Source organism: Cylindrospermopsis raciborskii Cr2010 (genome assembly GCF_003367075.2).
GTDB classification, from domain to species: Bacteria; Cyanobacteriota; Cyanobacteriia; order Cyanobacteriales; family Nostocaceae; genus Raphidiopsis; species Raphidiopsis raciborskii.
The window spans coordinates 2,652,205-2,672,118 of record NZ_CP065936.1; the positions used below are offsets into that span (position 1 = coordinate 2,652,205).

7 protein-coding genes and 1 CRISPR repeat array (1 of these 8 only partly in view) are annotated in these 19,914 nt (G+C 37.8%); of the genes, 6 read left to right on the forward strand and 1 reads right to left on the reverse strand.

Features of this window, described 5'->3' with window-relative positions; all coding sequences use genetic code 11:
* Positions 1–642: direct repeats of the CRISPR family, unit length 36 nt; unit sequence GTTTCCATTGATTCCACTTCCCAGAGGGAAGCGGGT (it extends 797 nt beyond the left edge of the window).
* A gap of 992 nt (positions 643–1,634) precedes the next feature.
* From C6N34_RS12145 to C6N34_RS17125, 3 genes are read left to right on the forward strand one after another with little or no spacing between them, the layout of a single operon-like run.
* Positions 1,635–6,029, forward strand: coding sequence for a DEAD/DEAH box helicase (locus C6N34_RS12145; RefSeq protein WP_220272397.1), 4,395 nt, complete (start codon positions 1,635–1,637; stop codon positions 6,027–6,029).
* Positions 5,986–8,193, forward strand: a complete 2,208-nt coding sequence (locus C6N34_RS12150; RefSeq protein ID WP_220272398.1) for a DUF1998 domain-containing protein — start codon at positions 5,986–5,988, stop codon at positions 8,191–8,193. Before C6N34_RS12145 ends, C6N34_RS12150 begins: the two co-directional genes overlap by 44 nt.
* Complete coding sequence (locus C6N34_RS17125) at positions 8,193–9,368, forward strand: type II toxin-antitoxin system RelE family toxin (protein WP_329606408.1); 1,176 nt, start codon at positions 8,193–8,195, stop codon at positions 9,366–9,368. Before C6N34_RS12150 ends, C6N34_RS17125 begins: the two co-directional genes overlap by 1 nt.
* A 149-nt stretch (positions 9,369–9,517) precedes the next feature.
* Here the strand turns inward: C6N34_RS17125 and C6N34_RS12165 are convergent, their stop codons facing one another.
* Positions 9,518–11,176, reverse strand: coding sequence for an IS1634 family transposase (locus tag C6N34_RS12165; RefSeq protein WP_115539016.1), 1,659 nt, complete (start codon positions 11,174–11,176; stop codon positions 9,518–9,520).
* Positions 11,177–11,381: 205 nt separating this feature from the next.
* Between C6N34_RS12165 and C6N34_RS12170 the strand changes: the two genes are divergently transcribed.
* The 3 genes from C6N34_RS12170 (at position 11,382) to C6N34_RS12180 (ending at position 19,899) form a co-directional block, all read left to right on the forward strand.
* Positions 11,382–12,512, forward strand: a complete 1,131-nt coding sequence (locus C6N34_RS12170; RefSeq protein WP_115538192.1) for a 3'-5' exonuclease — start codon at positions 11,382–11,384, stop codon at positions 12,510–12,512.
* A gap of 182 nt (positions 12,513–12,694) precedes the next feature.
* Positions 12,695–15,580 (forward strand): DEAD/DEAH box helicase, encoded by a 2,886-nt coding sequence (locus tag C6N34_RS12175; protein ID WP_115538191.1) that lies wholly within the window; start codon positions 12,695–12,697, stop codon positions 15,578–15,580.
* Between the two features lie 2 nt (positions 15,581–15,582).
* A complete protein-coding gene (locus C6N34_RS12180; protein ID WP_236107030.1) occupies positions 15,583–19,899 on the forward strand; it encodes an Eco57I restriction-modification methylase domain-containing protein in 4,317 nt (1,438 codons plus the stop codon).
* Positions 19,900–19,914: the final 15 nt, after the last annotated feature.

The following is a 19,914-nucleotide window of genomic DNA, read 5'->3' on the forward strand; positions in this document are numbered from 1 at the left end:
TCGCTCAAAGAGTTTCCATTGATTCCACTTCCCAGAGGGAAGCGGGTGAGATAAGGTTATGGAGATTGTTACTTTGATGAATGTTTCCATTGATTCCACTTCCCAGAGGGAAGCGGGTAGGATTTGTGGGAAGATTACCAATCCGACCAAACACCAAGTTTCCATTGATTCCACTTCCCAGAGGGAAGCGGGTACTTCTGGAATAAAGTCGATCATCTGATCGACGAGTTAGGTTTCCATTGATTCCACTTCCCAGAGGGAAGCGGGTTGATGTTCAAACAGGTAGCCCACAGGAATATGACCTAGTTTCCATTGATTCCACTTCCCAGAGGGAAGCGGGTAATCTGCAACGCCCTATCAGAGCTACAAGATCAGCTAGATGTTTCCATTGATTCCACTTCCCAGAGGGAAGCGGGTCAAATATCTCGCTATCCCCCACTGCTCAGCCGCATTCTTGAGTTTCCATTGATTCCACTTCCCAGAGGGAAGCGGGTTATCTGCATTACGCAGAGACCCCAACGGCATACATTGGGAGTTTCCATTGATTCCACTTCCCAGAGGGAAGCGGGTAGGTAGACGAGGTGAGACAATGCTTACGATAAACGTGTTTCCATTGATTCCACTTCCCAGAGGGAAGCGGGTCCCTCCATTTTAAGCCCTTGCCCTGACTGGTGTCTAGACCCACTTTGCGAAGGTCAGCAAAATTTCTCTCTTTTTCACCTCCACTACCCTCAAAATAATGGCTGAAACCCTTACCCCACAAGGCTGCGAGGTTCCCGACGAAATAATAGGCATTCCAGCGTTTTTTCTTGACCTTCGCAGTTCCTTCGTTAATTACTAGTTTTAGTGTCATTTGTATTACTTTACTTTTTAAATATACTTGGTTAATAAAATTTAAAATAAATCCTGGAATCCCCCTATTATAGAGAATTTATAGAATAATAGTCAATATTGTAGAACCAACAACATAATGTAACATTTAAATTTTCTAATGTCAGTCGTTTATTGGAGATTTTAGAGAACAAATCCAGCCAGGTTCTAGATGAGATGAAAAAACTATCCGAACCACTGTTTTTATTAACACTACTACTGGCGATCGCATGAGATTCAAAATACCCAATAGGCATCAAGTATAAAGTTTATAGTGGATTACTAGCACACCAGTATACCACAAAATCTATATATAAATATAGCAACTTAAAACATTAGCAAAATGGTAAAGTCTAGAAAACAGACTGTGTAAGAGCGATCGCCTATGAGGAGTGCTTCGCAATCGCCCATCTGCAAAAAAACACTGTACTAGGACAAATGTTACAATAGTAACCTGTAAGATGCAATCGCTTTGCGACAGCATAAAGCTATAAGTAAAATCTGTTAAGTGCAATCTCCCGTAGGGAGTGCTTCGCAATCGCTATTTTGTAGCATTATTTCCCCAGACTATTAGTTTGCTTTTACACATTTATATATAAAATCCCTTGTCAATAAAAAGTACAAGGGTTTATAATTATTACCATATAATCTAGACCAAAACTGATTAGTGAGATCGCCCCTTTTAAGAAGTGTATCTGAACTAGTGTAATGTTTATTATAACATGGTAAAATTGTATTTACCAAAATATATACTTAGATAAAATATGATACCATCAGTACTAGCAAACCAAATTCGCAACTATGTAGAAGACTTTATTTCTACTACTTTTCATCCGACTAATAGTCCTTTTAAAAATTTAATTGGTGATTTTTTACATCCACCTATAATAAGAGAAAGAGAGGGAGAATCAGGAGAAGAATCAGGGGTTTATCAGCCTGGAAATAATGTGTGTAAGGGACCCTATGTTTCATTGGGTATGCCTTTTAAAACTGGCTCTATTGGTAGGGACTTTTTCCCCCATATTCCCCTAGATTTTATCCCCTATTTACATCAACAAGAGGCTTTTACTCGCTTGATGCCTCCCCATTATCATTCTACTTTAATTGCAACGGGGACTGGGTCAGGAAAAACAGAGTGTTTTTTAATTCCCGTTTTAGAACATTGCCGAATTTATTCTCAAGAAGGGGGAATCAAGGCAATTCTCATCTATCCGATGAATGCCTTGGCAACGGATCAGGCTAAACGAATAGCTAAGTTTATTAATTCTATTCCTTCACTAAAGGGGAAGGTTACGGCGGGGTTATATGTGGGTGAGGAAGATGAAAATCCCACTAAGGTGATGACTAAAGAAAAGGTTATTACTGATAAACAAATACTCTTGGCATCTCCCCCGGATATTCTGCTGACCAATTATAAAATGTTAGATTATCTGTTAATTCAACCCAATTCTCAATCTCTATGGCAAAATAATCAACCAAACACTCTCCGCTATCTGGTGGTAGATGAGTTCCATACTTTTGATGGTGCCCAAGGGACTGATTTAGCTTGTTTATTACGTAGGCTGAAATATCGCTTGCAGGTGCCTGAAAATTTTTTAACCTGTGTGGGAACTTCTGCTACCCTGGGAGTGGGGTCTAATGCCAAAGGGTCAGGGAATATTTTACGCTATGCTGAAACTATATTTCAAGAGTGTTTTGAAGACCAGGCCTTAATAGAAGAAAAACGCATTCCTGATATGGAGTTTTTAGCGGGAAGTCTACTGAATGTAATTCCCATACCTACTCAAGATTATAAAGAGGTTCTGAGTGCCGAAAATTATCTGTTTCCAGCAGATTATATTCGCGCCCAAGCTGAACTTTGGTTACAAAGGTCTGGGGGATATGGCATATCAGAACCTGGTGCAGATTTAGGAGAAGAATGGTGTCTAGAATTGGGTAGAGATTTGAAAACCTTGCCTATTGTTCATAATCTGGTGCGAATTCTGTCTAAAAAGAGCTATACTTATGATGAAATTATAGAGCAGATTGGTCGTCGTCTTCATTTCCCTAATAATAATAGTCCGGAGAATAGGTATTTTAATTTTTTGTTGTTGGATAGTATATTTTCTTTAATGGCTGTAGCTCGCTCTCAAGATGTGGCTAATAGTTCTGTGGTAAGACCTTGGGCTAATTTAAGGGTACATGTATGGTTCCGGGAACTAAAACGAATGGTGGCTACCGTGGAACCAACACCACGGCTTTTATTTTCCGATGATTTAACAGCAGAAATTAAAGAAAAAACTAAAACTATGCCTGTTATTCACTGTCGTAGTTGTGGTATGACGGGATGGGGTGCAATAAAAAGATCCCAAAATGATGATAAATTAATTCTAAATTTACAAGATTTCTATCAGGCATTTTTTAGTTATAATCCTCTGACTTGTTTTATTTTTCCTAAAAATAATCCCAAAAATAATCCCAAAAATAATCTAGATCCTGCTTTTGCTGCTCGTCTTTGTTCCAAGTGTTTAAAAATTAATTTGCCTGATGCAGTTACTTGCCATAGTTGTAATTCCCAAGAATTAATAGATGTAGAAATTCCAGATATACTGAAAGTAAAAAAAGCAAATAAGCAGTCTAAGTCTGTTTCTACTCATGACTGTCCTTACTGTCAAGCTACTAATAGTTTATCTATTTTAGGTTCTCAAGCTGCTAGTTTGACCAGCACTATTGTGAGTACCCTTTATACTACTCAGTTTAATCAAGATAAGAAACTGTTGGCTTTTTCTGATTCAGTTCAAGATGCAGCCCATCGCGCAGGATTTTATAATTCTCGAACCTATCGCACTACCCTTAGAACAGCTATTTTTCAAGCAGTGCAGAATTTAAGCGCGGGAGAGGGAAAGATAAGTTTGAAACAACTAGTAGAGGGTTTTTCAGACTATTGGTTGACTACCTTAACCAAAGAGGGTGATAAGGATTACACTAAATATGTGGCCACCTTTCTTCCCAGTGATTTACATTGGTTGCAAGAATGGGAAAAACTGATAGAGAATCCCGACTCTTTAAGCAAAGAGGAACTTACTCGTTTGCTGAGTTTTTTAAAAAAACGTCTGGAATGGGAAGTTGTAGCTCAGTTTAGTCATCGCGCTACCATTGGTACCACCCTCGAGTCTAGTGGGTTATGTAGTGTGGGTTTTAATCAATCTATTATTGAGCAGTCTGTACAAGAATTAATTATTTATTTAAATAATGAGATAGAGCTATTGCATGGTGTGTCATACCCCAAAGTGCATGAATTTATATTTGGTATACTTAATCATCTACGCCTTTTAGGGGGCATATACCAACCTGTAGTGGCTAATCATGGGTATATTGAAACAGGGGGTAACCATTTTGTATGGAGTAAGTTATGGTTTATGCCTAAATTTAGTTATTCAGCTACTATTCCTAGATTTTTGACTACCAACAATGGAGAAAATAGCTGGGAGGCAGTTTTTTCTAATTCTCCTAGGGGAAGTTGGTGTGAAAATTGGACAGAGCGGGTGTTTAGTTCTTTTGGTTTATTGATGAGAGAACAGTGCAAACAAATTCTCTACCAGACCCTGGATATACTGACTAAAACGAAGATTTTAGAAAGGAGAAAATCGGAAAAAGGGGATGTTTGGGGAATTCCTATGAATGTGATGGAGATTTTTCCCCAGGGTGATGTTTTTTTATGTGATAGCTGTAATCACTCAGTCACTCTCTCCCCCCATGCTGGGGTAGGAGGTGCTTGTTATAACAGTAAATGTAACGGAAAATACCAGATTCCCAGTTCAGGTCTAGTTTATTATTCCCAACTTTATCAAAGGGGTCAGGTTCACCGGGTGTTTGCTCAAGAACATACAAGTATGCTTAGTCGTCCACACCGGGAGAACTTAGAAAGATTGTTTATTACTAGTGCCCGTGCTTGTGACCCTAATTTGATTTCTGCTACCTCTACTCTAGAAATGGGTATTAATATTGGTGACTTATCTAGTATAGTTCTTTGTTCCATTCCCCCCAATAGTGCTAACTTTCAACAACGGGTAGGAAGAGCAGGGCGAAAACAGGGTAATGCACTCATCAGTGCGATCGCTACTGGAAAAGCCCATGATTTATTTTTCTATGCAGATCCTGGGGAATTGATAGATGGGAGGGTAGAACCAGCGGGGTGTTATTTAAACGCAGCAGCTATCTTAAAAAGACAGTTAACAGCTTTTTGTTTAGACTGTTGGGTGACCCAGGGGGTAAGTAAGGAGGAGTTACCGATTCAATTGCAAAAGAGTTTAGATGCGGTAGATAAGTGTGATGAAGGACGTTTTCCTTACACCTGGCTGAAGTTTATTGAGCGTCATAAGAAAAAGTTGCTAGATGATTTTTTGTCTTTGTTTACAAATCTAAGGGAAGGAAGGGAGAAAACCAGGGATAACACTCAATATGAAGACTATAATCGTGTGGATGGGGAATATTTAAGGAAAGAATTAGGTGCTTTTATAGGGATAACTCCAGGAGATGGAATACACCTGGATATATTAGAAAGGTTGAAGGAAATAAATAAAGAGCGTAAGCGTATAAAAAATCTAATAGATTCTATTGGAAGAACCATAAAGAAAATGGGTGAAAAACCGGATACGATTCAAAATTTACCGAACAACCAGGATCTAAAACAGGAACTAGAAGAGGAAAAACTAGCCTTTCAACAACTAATTAAAGAAATTAATCAGAAAAATTTGTTTAACTTTCTCACAGATGAGGGGATGTTACCCAACTACTCTTTTCCGCAAGCGGGGGTAACCCTGCGCTCTGTCATTCTCCGAAGGGAGAAACCAGATGAGGATAGCTCCAATAGAGAAACTACTTACAAAAACCTAACTCCCTTTGCTTATACTTATGAGAGACCGAGCCAAATTGCTATTAGAGAACTTGTACCTGGTTGTGTGTTTTATGCAGAGGGTAGATCTATAACCATAGACCAAATAGATTTAAAACTATCTGAACCAGAAAAATGGCGCATCTGTCGCAACTGTCATTATGCTGCACCTGATTTTTCTAATAGCCAAAAAACTTGTCCTCGCTGTGGAGACACCATGTGGGGAGACCAAGGTAGATTACATGATGTGTTGTCTCAAACAAGTAATAGCCACCACCTCAGATAGGGAAAGTCGGTTTGGGGATGAGAATGAAGACAGGGACTCTAGTTTTTTTAAAAACCATTTGTTAGTAGATTTTGACCCATCCTTTAAGGAATACACTTATCTGGTAAAGAGTACAGAATTTCCCTTTGGATTTGAGTATATATCCCGAACCAAATTCCGAGAAATAAATTTGGGGAAGACCCTCCCCCACGGGAAAAATGTAGAAATAGCAGGAGAGAACTTTTTTACAGAAGGATTTCGTATTTGTAAGGGGTGTGGGAAGATTTTAAGAAAAAATAACACTCAATCAAGTCAAGAACGAGACCATGCTCTAACTTGTAAATGGCGAGAACGACCAGAAGCAGCGGAGACCATAGAGACCCTTTATTTATACCGAGAATTTGAGTCCGAATCCATTAGATTTTTAATGCCAGATCAAAGATTTTGGAGCGAACAGGGGTTACATTCCTTTATTGCTGCATTGCAATTAGGCTTGAAACAAAAATTTGGAGGAAGGGTAGACCACCTGCAAATTACCCAAGTGCAAGAACCCCAACCAGATAATAAACTGCGTAAATCCTTTCTTTACCTATATGACACAGTGCCCGGAGGGACTGGTTATTTGCGACAGTTGTGTGAGAACAGGGTAGATAGTAGACCAGAGGATCTGCGCCAGGTGTTTCAACAGGCTTTAAATGTATTAATTAATTGCAGTTGTCAAGAAAGGGGAGAAGATGGTTGTTATAAATGTTTATTTGCCTATCGTAATAGCTTTCACCAAGACTTTACTAGTAGTAAAGCAGCCCAATCCCTACTGAGTGAAATTTTGAACCACTGGTCAGATTTAGGAGAAGAGAAGAGCCAAAATCTTTCTGGTCTGTCCATTAACTCCGACCTAGAAAGTGAACTAGAGTCTAAATTCATTCAAGCTTTGACAAGCTATACAAGAAATGGAGAAGAAACCAAATTACAACCATTGTTACTCCATGGCAAAAAAGCCTACTACCTAAAAATAGGGGAAATGGCTTGGAACATAGAGCTACAAGTTCCTTTAGGTAAAGAAGAAGGACTACCTCTAAATTGCAGAGCAGATTTTGTGTTTTATCCCGCCCATAGTCGGGTTAACAGTTTACCCATAGTAGTATTTACTGATGGATGGGAGTATCACCAAGAAAGAATAGACCAGGATTTAGAGCAACGTCTAGGGATTATAAAAACCGGAGATTATTGGTGTTGGTCACTGACCTGGGCGGATATAGATAAACAATTAAACCAGAAAACCACCTTTTATAACTCCACCACTGATTATGGGGGGACTAAATCTGGAATGGATTCCTCATTGAACAATCCACAGATTAATCAGAGAAGGAAAGAACTATATGAACACTACCAATGTAGTCAACTTGCCCATTTAGAAGATAAAAGTAGCTGGGAATGGTTAATGGATTATCTTTATTCTCCCATAGATAGTTTGTGGCAAAACTGGGCACTGCTGCGTACTATCCTACAGGCACAGAAGAAAAACCAGACCCCCCCTGCTATAGAAGATTTTTTAGCACCCCAACTAGAAATGTGGAATCGACCTCAAAACTATCATAGTGGAGTAATAGAATTATCAAAGAATCTAGAGATCTTTACCCTAGTTGACCACAAGCGAAATAAGGAATTGAACAAAAATGGCAGTTTAGTTTTAATTCGGTTGCAAGAAATTTACCAATCGGACTGGCAAGAAATGCTACGCATGTTAAACCTCTATCAATTTTTACCCTATACTTATGCCATGACCACAACCAGTGACAGGGACAACCTTAGCACCATGGTTCCCACCTGGGAAACCAGGTTAGATACAAATATACATAATAATATTAGTAGAGGTGTAAATAAAGAATGGCAGAGTATAAAGGAGTTAATCATAGAAGAGGATCTAGTACCTTGGATTGACCAGATGATAGAGAACCAGTGGAATTTACCAGTAGTGGGCTATGAATTAGAGAACAAAAAGGGAGCAGTGATAGCCAGTGCGGAACTAAGCTGGGTAGAAGAGAAAGTAAGTATTGTCACCACAGTAGAAGACAAACATATATTTGAGCAAACTGGGTGGCATAGCTTATTAGTAGAAGAAGTATCCTCCCAGATAGAGAACCTAAACCAGTTTTTAAAAACAACTATTAAGGAGAGAAGATAATGGTCGAATTAAAACATCCCGTCAAATTAGCCATTGCAGACAGTTTTTTAGACCAGTTTGGGCGATTACCCAAAAACATTCAGAGTAAAGTTACCTCCTTTCTCAATCGGTTCAAACAAAACCCCACCAGTAGTGGAATTAACTATGAGACCATAAAAGACTGTAAAGATAACCGCATGAGGTCAGTGAGAATAGATTTAGAATACCGGGCAATTATTCTCAAACCAGAAACCGGGAACTTGTATCCTTTATTATGGGTAGGTAAACACGATTTAGCCTATTTTTGGGCCCAAAAAAGAGTTTGTCAAATCAATCAGATATCTGGAGCTTTACAAATTATTGATACAGAAGAAATACAAAATACAACAGAAAGACTCACCACACAAAAACAGGAACAACCCGGGCGATTTGACCATATCAAAGACGAAGATTTAATGAGATTGGGCGTACCACAAATGTTAATTCCTGCCCTGCGAAAACTAGTTACAGATGCAGACGTAGATAACATACTATCACATCTTCCCCAGGAATGTACAGACCGTATAATTATGTTAGCAGCTGGCTATAAACTTCCAGAAATCTACCAATTAATAGAGACCCCCAAAACAACTATTGATGTAGAGAATATAGAAACAGCGCTAGAAAATCAGGACACCCTGAGTCGGTTTGTAGTTATTACTGAAGACATAGAACTAGAAGAGATGTTAGCAGCACCCCTAGAAAAGTGGCGTGTATTTTTACATCCTAGCCAGCGTAAACTAGTAGAACGAGACTGGAATGGTCCCGTTAGAGTTTTAGGAGGTGCAGGGACTGGCAAAACCGTAGTCGCCCTACACCGAGCTAAATGGTTAGTGCACCATCGTTTTAATATGCCAGGCGATCGCATATTATTTACGACCTACACCAGGAATTTAAGCATAGACATAGCATCAAGTTTAAAGACAATAGTTACACCAGAAGAGATGGAGCGGATAAAAGTAGTAAACCTAGATAAATCCCACATTCCGCACCCTCAACTATCGGGGAGGGAAATTACTGAGATAAAAATCAAAGTTAGCATAAAAATAAACATAGAGAGTGAAAAAAGCATTCGAGAAACAGTAAATCAGCAAAAATGTCATCAAAATCTATTCTCAATAAGCAGCAATAAGAATTCACATTACCCAGAGAGGTGAACAAATAAATAAAATTAAGATATTCAAGGTAAAATCATAAAATAGACTAATTTTTCCAGGGTAAAAACAAGATTATAGACATAGCAAAATGGAGCTGTAAATCAAATAGCTCATTTAAACATGATAAATTAAATTGATAGAGACAATAATTAAGTTACTAATCGATAGTAACGTAAACAATCATTTGGCAAAAGATTCAAGATAAAATCTCTATCTTTAGTCCAATTAGAGACTTGTTTTTCATTGTTATATTCAACTAAATGAATACCCTGAAAGCATTGAAAAATCCAGCGTAAAGTAGGGCGGTTAGTTAGTTTACCTAATTGGTCTTTAATTGTTGATTTAGACTCTCTGAGTGCGGCTCTAATTTCACGTTGAGCCAAAGTATAAACCAGTAAACATAAACCCATAATCATCCCCATTGACTCTATTCTTTTAGGACTTTTGAGGAAAATACTGTCTGCAAAAAATAATGGGTCTTTGAGAAAACGAAACCCTCTTTCACAACACTGCTGGGCTTTATATTCACTGAGCATGGAATCATTGCTCAGTTCCTTTGAATCCAAAACATTAGTAGCAATAATAAAACGTCCCGCACTCAGGGATTCTCTATTAATTTTACGTTCATCTTCCGAGACTTTTGCTAATATTTGATAGGATGTTTCTCCTGAACTATCTTTTTTATTAGATTTGACTTGAGTAACTGTACTCTCGTTAATTTTATGATATTTGAACTGTTTTGATAATTTTGATAATGCCTTGATAGCATCTGCTTCACAAGCAAATTCTTCTTGTGATAATTTTCTCAAATCTTGCACGGCTTTTGATTCTGATTTGATAATTTTTTGGGTGAGCTTACGCAAGTCTGATTCTCTCCTCTCTTGACTTTGCACTACTAACCATCTTTGTTCTATTCCGGCATAATTTTCTATTTTTGATGCTAGTTTATATCCTGGTATTGTACTATCAATAAATTCTGATTCTGGTATTGTTAAGATTAATGATTTTGCCGCTTTTATACTTACTGGTACTCGACACAGCCAAGATAATTCTGACATCATTTTCAGGTTTGATTCTGTATATAAAGCCGAATCAGCCACCATAAGACTATTAACTTCTAATTGTTTTTGATATTCTACTGCTATTTGACCAAAACATGATGAATCTACTTGGTTGCCCGATGCTAGTTTTAAAAATATTGGCATGTCTCCATCTCCCGAACATATCATTTCTATAATGAATTGTTTTAAGTCTGGACGATGGTCACGAGAATAACCATAACTAATAGTTATTTCTTTTGGTAATTTCGCTGTCATTTCCTCTAATTCTTGGTTATCTCCTATTTTTTGACTCTCAAATATTACTTCTTGTAAGCTAGTGTTATACTTCCCATGTACGTGCATTGATGATGAGTCTAGATGTGATGTTGATAGTGATACTCCAAATTTTTGGGCAGCTTTTACTGCGATGATAAAAAAGATTGTACTCAATCCTTTTTCAAACATCTTATCCATGACTCTCCCCAGTTTATCATCGTTGAGATATTCTGGTTTTACTCCTGCTCCTATTAGATGTTCACAGGCTATTGTTTCAAAATATTCAGGAAACATATATAACGGTTTTGAGACAAATCCTAACCCGTTTATTATCATGGCTTTTACTACTTGACCTGCATTTACTTTTTCGTCTTTTTCGACTCCTATCAATTCATTTATTATTTCCACTATTCCGATTGAATCTATTATTCCTGCTACTATCCCTAGATGGTCTATATTCTGAATTTCTATTTCTTCACTTTTTAATTTCACAACAGTTTCCTCTACTATTTCTGTTGCAATCAATTATTTCTTATTTGGTTATCAATTCTCTTTTTTGTTACCAAACTTTACTTTCTCACACCATGTCTCTATTAATGCTATTTATTCTCATTAAGCCCTTTAATCCCTGAATTAATTTTAGTTATTATGTACTACATTAGGATCCTCTTTGATCTGTCACAGCTTAGGGTGCGGAATGTGGGATAAATGGCTACTAGAGTTTTTTAAACAACAGAACATAAACATTAAAATTGCCTATGATAAAGAAACCAGACCATTATGGGAAAAAGCATATAATAAAAGAGAAGAAGCAAATTTAAGCCTAGACTTTTATAAACAAGAATGGGAAGAAATAATACAGACAAACGAATGTAAGAACTTGAGAGACTACCTAAAAGTAGTAAGGACAGGGAGAGGGACAAGATTAAATAGAGAGCAGAGACAGAAAGTGTGGAAAGTGATAGAGGAATATATGAACCTGCTGAGTGAAGAGGGGTTAAGGGAACCAAAAGACGCCATGAGAGATGGCATAGAGATATTAAAACAGAACCCCAGGGGGATAAAATATCAGAGCGTCATAGTAGACGAAGCCCAGGACATGAGCAAAATAGCATTTGAGCTAATTAGAGCCATAGTAGGGCCTGCAAAACCCAACGACATATTTATAGTAGGGGATGGGCACCAAAGGATTTATGGGAGTGCGGTGAAATTGAGCCAGTGCGACATAGATATTAGAGGGAGGTCAAAAAAACTGATTTTAAACTATCGTACCACAGACGAGAACCGCAAATGGGCCACAGACATATTATCACCCCTTACCATAGACGACCTAGATGGTGGTATAGACAACCTAAAAGAATATCGTTCCTTATTGCATGGAGAGAAACCCATAGTAAAAGGATTTAACAGCATAGAAGAAGAAATAGAATACATTCTAAATTTTTTAAGAGAGATAAACAAAACAGAGAAAGAGAGCGTAACCTGTATAGCATTAAGAACCAAAGAACTGATAGAGAGATACAAAGAGGGGCTAAAAGAACTAGAGATACAAGAAATAATTGGAGAGCAAGAAGAGAGAGGAGAGAGGATAAGAATAGCCACCATGCACCGAGTAAAAGGATTACAATTTGACCATATAATTTTACCCAGTGTAAACGCCGATATTATTCCTTTCAAGAGCGCCCTAGAGAGGTCAGCGGATTTAACAGCTAAAGAGCAGTTTTTAACCAGAGAGAGATGCTTAGTGCATGTAGCTGCGACCAGAGCCAAGAAACAGATTTTAGTTACCTATTATGGTAAACCCAGTCCCTTTTTAAACTTATCCTGATTTTTTCCAATACTCTGGCAATCGCCCACGGGGAGTGCTTCCTAATCGCATTTATATCCCGTAGGGGTGTTGAGCTCCCCCAACCCAACCTACGATTATCCACGACAAAATATCTATCCAAAGATAGATGAAAAATCGTGGCAAAAGGATTCTGCTACAATAATGCAAAAGTAAAAAAAAGCATGGAACTAGCACCGGGCGCACGCATCTTATGTAGAGATGCAGAATGGTTAGTAAAAGATGTATCCCTCTCCTCCGATGGAGATAAAATAATTCAGGTCGTAGGGGTGTCAGAGTTTATTCGTGGCACCAGATCCCTATTTCTAGAAGAATTAGAATCTAAAAAAGGTCCCTTTGAAGTGCTAAAAGCAGAGAAAACTGGACTGGTTACAGATACCTCACCCGAATATAGAAATAGTCGTCTCTTTATAGAAGCAAATCTAAAACAAATAGCCCCCCCCGACTCAAAAATATATGTGGGACACAGAGCAGCAATGGATACTCTTAAATATCAGCTCTCTCCTACAAGTATGGCTCTGAAAATGCTACGCCAAAGAATGCTCATAGCAGATGGAGTAGGTCTAGGTAAAACTCTCGAATGTGGTATTCTCGTAGCAGAATTAATTGCACGACACCGGGGAAGAAGAATTTTGGTGGTAACCAGTAAGTCCATGATGGCTCAGTTCCAAAAAGAATTCTGGTTCCGTTTTACTATCCCCTTGGTAAGGTTGGATTCTACAGAGGTTCAACGCATAAAATCTATTATACCTACTAACCATAATCCCTTCTATTATTATGACCGCACTATTATATCTATAGATACCCTAAAACAAGACAGAGAATATCGTAATTATTTGGAGAAGGCAAATTGGGATATTATTATTATTGATGAAGCTCATAATGTAGCGAAAAGAAGAAGAGCAGAAGATAATTCTCTACGCTCTAAATTGGCTCAGCGTCTCTCAAAACGCTCCGATACCTTAATCCTCCTTTCTGCTACTCCCCATGATGGAAAACCACAAAGTTTCGCCAGTTTGATGAATATGCTGGATCCTACTGCCATTGCAGATGAGTCTGATTATACCAAAGATGACATCCGAAATTTGTATATCAGACGGTTTAAAAAGGATGTTTTGGCAGATTTACGGGATAATGTCCCAGAACGTCATTCTCAATCTATTGATACCCCAGCTTCCGAAAGTGAAGAAAGGGTATTTGATTTGTTGGATAACTTAAACCTGTCCGGTGATAAGCAATTACGGGGTGGACAGTTATTTAAAACCACCCTGCTAAAGTCTATTCTTTCTAGTCATAAGGCTTGTTTGGCAACGGTAAATAACAGGTTGAAAAAGCTAAAAGAAGGGAATAAAAAAAATCCGGTGGGTGGGGAAAATCATCGAGCAGATATAGAGGCTTTACAAGAGTTACAACAGTCTTTAGGTGAAGTAGGTAAGGAAGATTTTTCTAAATATCAAAGACTTTTAAAATTGATAAAGCAAGATTTAAGCTGGAATGGGGAAGATAGTGGGGATAGGTTAGTAATTTTTACAGGTAGGTTAGAAACCTTAGATTTTCTGTTTACAGAATTGCAGAAAGATTTAAAGTTGAAATCAGGAAGTATTTTAAAATTAAAAGGAGATATGTCTGATACCCAGCAGTTAGAGGTAGTAGAACAGTTCTCTAAAGAAAAGGATCCAGTGAGAATTCTGTTAGCAACAGAAGTAGCTTCCGAAGGAATTAATTTACATTATTTAAGTCATAGATTAATTCATTTTGACATACCATGGTCTTTTATGACATTGCAACAAAGAAACGGTAGAATAGACCGTTATGGACAAAGTAAAAAGCCCGAGATTAGGTATCTCTTGACTAGATCCCGTAGAAATAGAATGGATGAGGTACATCGTATTATTAAGGTACTCTTGGCCAAAGAGGAACAGGCTACTAAAAATATAGGAGATCCCGCAATTTTAATTGGGGTGTTTGATGCTCAGGAGGAGGAGAACTATATTTCTGACGTGATAGAGCAGGGAAAGACTGCTGAAGAGTTTAATAGTATGTTAGAAAACAACAATAAAAAGGAGGAGGGAGGGCTTTTTGACTGGTTTGAAAATGACCAGGAGGATGATTATTCAAGTTCTCCACAACCAGAAGAGCTATGCGAAACAGGAAGTTTATTGAGTCTGTTTGATTCGACCTTTGATTTTGTCTCTACCGCCCTAAGTTCTGATATAGTAAATGTCACAAATTTAAATATAAATCAGCAAGTCAGGTTTATTGAATTGCAGTTGCCAGATGAATTACGGTCTCGCTATAAAAGATTGCCTAGAGAAATTATTCCAGAACCAAAAGATTTATTATATCTCACCGATTCACCCCAAGTGATAAAAAAGGAAATTGCTGATGCGCGTCAACAAGAAAAACAATGGTCAATGAAACAATATCTGTGGGAATTACATCCCCTAGTAGAATGGTTAACCGACAGATGTTTATTCCACATTCCTCGACATCAAGCACCAGTAATTCAACTACCTAGCGACAAAAAAACCTTAACTTTTATCTGTTTTGGCAGTTTCTCTAATCGCCAAGGTTCACCAATTATTAGTCGTCAATTTTCAGTTATTGTGGATCATAATAACCCTTATAGAATAGAAGATTTTGCTGAAACTATAAAAAAAGTAGGCTTAAATAAGCCCATACCTAATCCTGGGAATATAGACATTAGTGAAGTGAGTAGTTTTTTAAAGGAGGTAGTAAAAAAAGGGCAGGAATATTTAGAAAAAGAAAGAAAGACAGTACAACAAGAGCTGAATGAGAGAATAGCCAAAGAAAAAGGTCGTTTAAAGGACCTACGGCAGTATCATCTTCAAAAATGGAATCATTTCTACCTAGACAGTGGAATAAATCAAAAAATGACACAAGAAAAGGTAGAAAAAAAACAACAAGAAATTGATAAAATGTTTCAAGAGCATGAGCAGTGGGTAGAACGCTATATGAGCACTAGTAGCGCCAAAGCTCTTAATTCCCCCACTCCCTATATTAAGTTAATTGCTGTGTTGAGAGGTTAGATATGGCACTAGTAGGAATTTCAATTGAAAATGAGTTTTATGCGCCTTATTATGTAGATACCTTGCTGAGTAAAGATGTAGATGTAAAAAGCAAAGAAACTGAAGAGAAACCAGCTTATGAGCTTTTGGAAAAAATACAACAAGAGTATTTTCAGGTTCGGAATAGGGTAGAAAGAACTACAAACCAACAAGAGAAGTATGAATTACAAAGTGATTTAATAAGAAAGCTATTATCTATTTTAGGCTATGAATATAAAATAGATTTTAAGTTATTAGATGACGATAGAATATTACCTATTGTGGCGGAGGTCAAGAAAAACTCTGGCGAACCCTACGTGTGGATATTATCTGCTTTTAATCTGGGTATAGAAACCAGTGATATTCTCTCTTTAGAAATAAATCAAGAGCAGATTAATGAAATTAATTCCACCTACCTACTTAACAGTAAAGTTCAAAAGGGGAAAAAATCCTCCCGGGAACCACAAGTAGTACAAGGAAATTTAGAAGAGCTTTTAAACGACGCTATTTTTGCCCAGAATGCACCCCCAAAATGGGTAATATTGATAAATATGGAGCAAATAGTATTAATAGACCGTTATAAGTGGAATGCTTCTCGATTAATTAGATTTGATTTAGCAAAGTTATTAGAAGAAAGAGATAAGAAATCTCTCATGGTAACTGCTAACCTATTACATCGGGAATCTATTGTCCTAAAAGACGGTACTTGCTTATTAGATATAATAGAAGAAAAGAGCTACCGACATAGTTATAGTATTTCCGAAAACTTAAAGTTTGCCCTAAGAGAAGCCATTGAAATACTAGGGAATGAGGCCATTTATTACTGGCAAAAGTCAGGAAAGAGAGTATTCGATAATCAAAAACAAAAAGAACAGGGTGTAGTAGAAATAGACCCTCAGCAATTAAAAAAAGAATGTTTAAGATGGATATATAGATTGCTATTTTTATTTTATATAGAAGCCAGACCAGACCTAGGATATATACCCATGGGATCTGATGTTTACCGTCAAGGATATAGCCTAGAAGCATTGCGAGATGTAGAACTGGCTAAATTAACAGAAGAAGATGAAGAGAATTATTACCTAGATTGGTCAATTAGGTTACTCTTTGAATTGCTGTGGTCAGGCTATCCATTAGATAAACAAAAACAACTAACCACTGAAAACCCCTCTTTAGCTGATACACCCATTCATAAGACCTTTCGTCTCCCCTCCTTGCAAAGTCATCTGTTTGATCCCAAAAACACAGAAATGCTAAACGAAGTTAAATTTCGTAATGTAGCCCTCCAAAAAATAATCCGGTTAATGTCCCTATCAACACAAGAGGGGAAAAGGGGGAGAATTAGCTACGCCCAACTAGGTGTAAACCAGTTAGGGGAAGTATATGAAGGTCTTTTAAGTCTTTCTGCCTTTTTGGCCCAAGAGGATTTATATGAAGTGCAACCGTGGAATAAAAAGGAATCTGGAGATGAGTCAGAAGAACAGGAAGAGGAAGACCTAGAAACTAATGAGAGGGGGAATGTAACCCGGGGGAAAACAGTAAAGGCCAAAGAGAATTTAAAACAAGATCTGGAAAAAGAGAATTTAAAACAAGATCTGGAAGTAGCATATTTTATTCCAGAACATCGGATGGATGAATTTAAGCAAGAGGAGTTGGTAATAGATTGGGAGAAAGGGGAATTTCGTAAACATCCCAAAGGGAAATTTTTGTTTCGGTTAGCTGGGAGAGATAGAGAAAAGAGTGCTAGTTACTATACTCCACAAAGTTTAACCAAATGTTTAGTTAAATATGCTTTAAAAGAACTATTAGAGGGTAAGCAAGCAGACGATATATTAGAGCTAACTATATGTGAACCTGCCATGGGGAGTGCAGCTTTTTTAAATGAGGTAATAGACCAGTTAGCAGAAACGTATTTGGAAAGGAAACAAAAAGAAAAAGGAGAGTTAATAAGTCATGAACAAGCCATGCGAGAGCAACAAAAGATTAAGATGCTCCTAGCCGATAGAAATGTATTTGGGATTGATAAAAATCCTATAGCCATGGAACTAGCAGAAGTATCCCTATGGTTAAATTGTATTTATGCGTCAGAAGCTGATAAAGATAACATATTTATTCCTTGGTTTGGCTTCCAGTTGCAGTGCGGAAACTCCTTAATAGGAGCCAGGAGACAAATCTACTACTTAAACAATATTACGGAAAAGAAAAAGAGCAAGAGTAGTAAAAATACCAAGTGGTATGAACAAGAACCAGAACAACTATCCTTGGGGAAAAATTTACCCAAAGGGGGAATTTTTCATTTTCTGTTGGGAGATCCGGGTATGGGGAACTATACAGATAAAATCATAAAAAAGATGACTGGGGAGAACCTCAAGAAAATAGATAATTGGCGAAAAGAGTTTTGTCAAGAATTAACAGACGAGCAAGGGAGCTATGCCCATACATTAAGTGAGAGAATTGATAAACTGTGGCATCATTATGCCCAAGAGTTAAAAAGAATTAGAAAAAGAACCACAGACAGTCTAAATATATGGGGACAGGAGGAAGAAAAAAAGCAAGAAATAGCCCTGGAGAAGAAAGATAAGATTCATGACCAGGAGAAACTTGCAGAAGGGATAGAGAACGCCACATCCTATAGGAGATTAAAGCTAGTCATGGACTACTGGTGCGCCCTTTGGTTTTGGCCCATAGAAAAAGCAGAGGAATTACCAGACAGAGAGCAGTTTTTTTGTGACCTAGCTATTATTTTAGGCGAAACAGAAATGTTGCTGGATAGTAACAGACAGCTATCTCTATTTCCTGAGACCCAAACCCCACAAGAGGGGGAAGAGTTTATTAATCAATGGGGATTTGTTAACTTAAACAAATTAAAGCAGAAGAATATTCGGTTACAGATAGTAGATGAAGTTGTTAACAACCAGCGATTTTTCCATTGGGAACTAGAATTTGCAGATATATTTTGGGAGAGAGGAGGTTTTGACCTCATATTAGGAAATCCCCCCTGGATAAAGATGGAATGGAAAGAAGGGGGAATTTTAGGGGATTATGACCCCAGGATAGCCATCCGCAACCTATCAGCGAGTGAATTAGCGAAAAAGCGGGAGGAGCTTTTTGATAGACATCCTGGATTGAGGGCTGCATATATACAAGAGTATGAAGAGATAAGCGGAACCAAGAATTTTCTCAATGCGGAACAGAATTATCCATTGCTAAAAGGGTCACAAACTAATTTATTTAAGTGTTTTTTACCCCAGGGGTGGAGATACACCAGAGAAGGAGGAGTGTCAGCTTTTTTACATCCTGAGGGGGTTTATGATGACCCCAAGGGGGGAAGGTTACGTAGGGCAATTTATCAGCGATTGCGTTATCATTTTCAGTTTCAAAATCAATATATTCTGTTTCCTATAGGACATAGGGTTAAATACAGTTTAAATGTCTATGGTTCAGAGAAATTACCTGAATTTACAACCATAGCTAACCTGTTTACCAGTAAAACCGTGGATGAGTGTTTAGAGCATGATGGTAAGGGGGAGGTGAAAGGAATTAAAGATGAATCAAATAAGTGGAATGTACAGGGACACAAAGAGAGAATTATCACTGTAAATAGGGAGAGACTAAATCTATTTTCCCAACTCTATGATGATGAGGGAACCCCAGGGGAAGAAGCGCGACTGCCAACCTTACATTCCCAGCAGTTAATGGGGGTACTGGAGAAATTTGCAGCCCAAGAAAGGCGCTTAGGTGATTTACAGGGTGAGTATTTTGCTACAGAAATGTGGCATGAAACCAATTCGCAAAAAGACCAAACTATTAAGCGTAACACCCAATTTGCCCAGGGTGCAGAACAGTTGATATTATCTGGCCCCCATTTCTTTGTGGGTAATCCTTTAAATAAAACCCCCAGAAAGGTTTGTAAGACCAAAAGTGATTATGATGTTATTGACCTGACCCAAATTCCCCCAGATTATCTCCCCCGCACCAATTACGTCCCAGACTGCACTCCCAGAGATTATCTTGACCGCACCCCCCGTGTTCCCTGGGGTGAGCAAAAACCCGTCACTGATTTTTATCGGGTTGCTTATAGAAGAAGGTTAAGTCAATCGGGTGAAAGAACCTTAATCCCAGCAATTATCCCTAAACAAGTTGGACATGTTCATACTTGTATTTCTTTCACATTTGAAAATACCAAACATCTCATATCAGTTACTGGACTATCATCCTCCTTACCCTATGATTTTTTTATCAAAACAACAGGAAAAGGTGATTTTTATAATAGACATCTCCGAAAAAGAATCAAAGTGTGATAAAATAATATGAAA

Bases quoted from the DNA above. Each gene is read 5' to 3' on its own strand.
- C6N34_RS12145 (WP_220272397.1), top strand. From the start codon at position 1,635: ATGATACCATCAGTACTAGCAAACCAAATTCGCAACTATGTAGAAGAC.
- C6N34_RS12150 (WP_220272398.1), top strand. From the start codon at position 5,986: ATGATGTGTTGTCTCAAACAAGTAATAGCCACCACCTCAGATAGGGAA.
- C6N34_RS17125 (WP_329606408.1), top strand. From the start codon at position 8,193: ATGGTCGAATTAAAACATCCCGTCAAATTAGCCATTGCAGACAGTTTT.
- C6N34_RS12170 (WP_115538192.1), top strand. From the start codon at position 11,382: ATGTGGGATAAATGGCTACTAGAGTTTTTTAAACAACAGAACATAAAC.
- C6N34_RS12175 (WP_115538191.1), top strand. From the start codon at position 12,695: ATGGAACTAGCACCGGGCGCACGCATCTTATGTAGAGATGCAGAATGG.
- C6N34_RS12180 (WP_236107030.1), top strand. From the start codon at position 15,583: ATGGCACTAGTAGGAATTTCAATTGAAAATGAGTTTTATGCGCCTTAT.